The organism is Psychrobacter sp. Sarcosine-3u-12, from assembly GCF_002836005.1.
In the GTDB taxonomy this organism is placed as follows: domain Bacteria; phylum Pseudomonadota; class Gammaproteobacteria; order Pseudomonadales; family Moraxellaceae; genus Psychrobacter; species Psychrobacter okhotskensis.
The window spans coordinates 1-1,181 of record NZ_PJBY01000032.1; the positions used below are offsets into that span (position 1 = coordinate 1).

Genomic DNA, 1,181 nt, shown 5'->3' on the forward strand with positions numbered 1-1,181 from the left:
CGGAGTTTTTCAAGCTAGTTGTCACCATCAAGCCCAATTAAGCAGCTTGTAATCTCATCTTTTCTGGCTCTTTTGCAGGATTCAATGTCGTCGGACCCACAGGCTCGCAATCTCTCACCTCTTGACTGCCCCAACGTATTGGATTTTGAGCTTTAGCTTGCTGCATCGTCAGCTTACGTTTTGCCAGTATTTCCTTATCCTCACCCGTATGGCGCTGACTCGGCGTCACAAAGTTCAGCTGACTGTGTTTGTGCTCATTATTGTACCAGCGCGTGAAGCTCAGCACCCAGTCACGAGCCGCCTCTAAGCTTTTAAAGCCTTGGGTGGGCCAACTAGGACGATACTTGCACGTCTTAAACAAAGACTCTGCAAAGGGGTTGTCATTACTCACACGCGGTCTGCTATATGACGTCACAACGCCTAATTCATAGGCCTTCATCCTCATAGTTTGCGCCTTCATCGGTGCCCCATTGTCTGAGTGTAATACCACACCGCTATGTAGCGCCTTTTCACGGATGAGGGTACGCTCAAGCAGCTGAGCTGCTAATACTCCTGACTCACAATCATACACCTCCTGACCGACAATCTTACGGCTATAGACATCCTCTATCATGTACAGGTAATAGAACTGCCCCCGTACGGGACTTGGCAAATAAGTGATGTCCCAGCACAGCACCTGACCTGGAGCGGTCGCAGTAAAGGTTTGTGGTGCCTTTGATGCGCTAGGGGCTAAGCGACGACCTCGATGGTTGAGCTGATTATGCTGCTTAAGTAGTCGGTAAAAGGTAGACTCTGAGCCATGATATATGCCTTCATCAAGTAAGGTGGGTACGATTTGGGTGGGCGGTAGACTGGCAAAGCGGGGCTGATTGCAGACGGCTATAATGGCGGCTTGTTCCGCTACGCTCATCTTGTTAGCCGGTACAGGGCGGATAGCTTCAGCACGCTTATCTTGCTGCACTTGAGAATCTTTATACCAGCGCCGATAGGTACGCACGCTGATGCCAACCTCACAACAGGCAGGGTTGAGCCTAGCGCCTGCTTGGGTGGCGTCTTGTATCCATTCTATATATTGGATGCGCTCTGGGAGTGAGGTTAGTCGTCCTCGGGTTCGGTCTCCCAAAACGCATCCAGCTTTTTTCTGAGCACCAGTAAGGCGGCGGTCTCAGCCAAGGCTTTTT

The 1,181-nt window shown here is 50.8% G+C and carries 1 pseudogene; it reads right to left on the reverse strand.

What is annotated here, in order from left to right:
* Positions 1-37: 37 nt before the first annotated feature.
* A pseudogene (locus tag CXF65_RS00995) lies at positions 38-1,181 on the reverse strand (IS3 family transposase); the annotation flags it as partial.